The sequence below is a fragment of the Finegoldia magna genome (genome assembly GCF_018371055.1).
Taxonomy (GTDB): Bacteria; Bacillota; Clostridia; order Tissierellales; family Peptoniphilaceae; genus Finegoldia; species Finegoldia magna_I.
Genome location: NZ_JAGYZD010000349.1, coordinates 1 through 1,240, shown reverse-complemented (window position 1 = coordinate 1,240; position 1,240 = coordinate 1). Strand labels below are relative to the sequence as shown.

The window sequence follows — 1,240 nt, the reverse complement described above, 5'->3', positions numbered from 1 at the left end:
GATAAGCAGGAACTTTAAATTCTTCAACGTGTTTTTTAATTAATGACATAAATAATCATCCTTTCCTATTTAATTTACAATTTAATTATACCATATTTTATAATGATTACAAGTTGGATTGATATTATTTCTTATATCTTAAAATTAAAAAAAGAGACTAAAAAAGCCTCTTAATTTGTTATTTATTTGAATCAAAAGAATCTGCAATTGATTTTATGATTGAAGAGAAAAAGTTAATTATTTTATCAATAATACCTGCGTCTTCTGCTTTTTTATAAATATCCTTAGCTCCTTCTATAACTTTACCAGAAATATTAGACAATTCATCCTTAATATCTTTTGAATCAATAGATTTCACATTAGAATATTTTTCGAAAAAATTTACCAATTCTTGTTTTTGATCTTCTGTGATTACATTTTCAAGATTATTCTCTTTGATTGCGTCGTTGACAATCTTTTTAATTTCTTCAAGAGTTGGAGCTTGACCATTGTTGTTAATATTGATGTTCGCAATATTATCTTTTATTACGACAATAACATCATTTAATTTGTCTCTATTAAAGTCGCCTTTATCTTTGTTTTCTTTGTTAATATCACTAACAACTTCTAGTTCTTCTTGGGCAACTTTTATTCTGTCACTGTCAAGCTTTTCACCATTTGACTCAAAAGCTTTGAATACACCAGTCAACGCTGATTCTCCAGTTACTGGTCTCACTGCAGCCACCATTATTGTGCAGTCTTTTACACCTGCTGTAATTGCAGCATTTTCATATTGTTTTTCGGTAATTAATGTAATATTTTTTGGTGTTGTTATATTGACTTTTATCCCTTTGTTCTTATTTTCTTTTTTCACCAAAACGCTTGAAATCATACTTCCTGGATTTGAATCATCTCCTCCGATGTATTTCAATAAATCATTATAAGTTACCATAACCGACTTAATATTACTGTCATCCTCAATATTTAAAAGTCCTTTTGTTTTTCTAATTTGAGATTTATCTAAGCTTTCACCATACACAAAAGTTGGCTTACCCCACTTTTCATCAACAACCTTGGTGTCTATTTCACCAGCAAAGCTGATAGTTGATGAGAGTGAAATTAAAATAGCTAATAAAAAAACTGTAATTTTTTTCATAGATTATTATCCTCCGTTCACATTGATTATAGCACAAAATCAAGCGTTCAAAGTCTACAAAATTATTAAGAAAAACTAAACAAAATAAGCCAAATCTCAAAGACT

General features: G+C 28.3%; 1 protein-coding gene. It reads right to left on the bottom strand.

The window, feature by feature from the left end; genetic code table 11:
• Positions 1–178: 178 nt before the first annotated feature.
• Positions 179–1,135: a DUF1002 domain-containing protein gene (locus KHW44_RS09790; RefSeq protein ID WP_002836261.1), complete on the bottom strand. Its 957-nt coding sequence runs from the start codon at positions 1,133–1,135 to the stop codon at positions 179–181.
• Positions 1,136–1,240 lie beyond the last annotated feature (105 nt).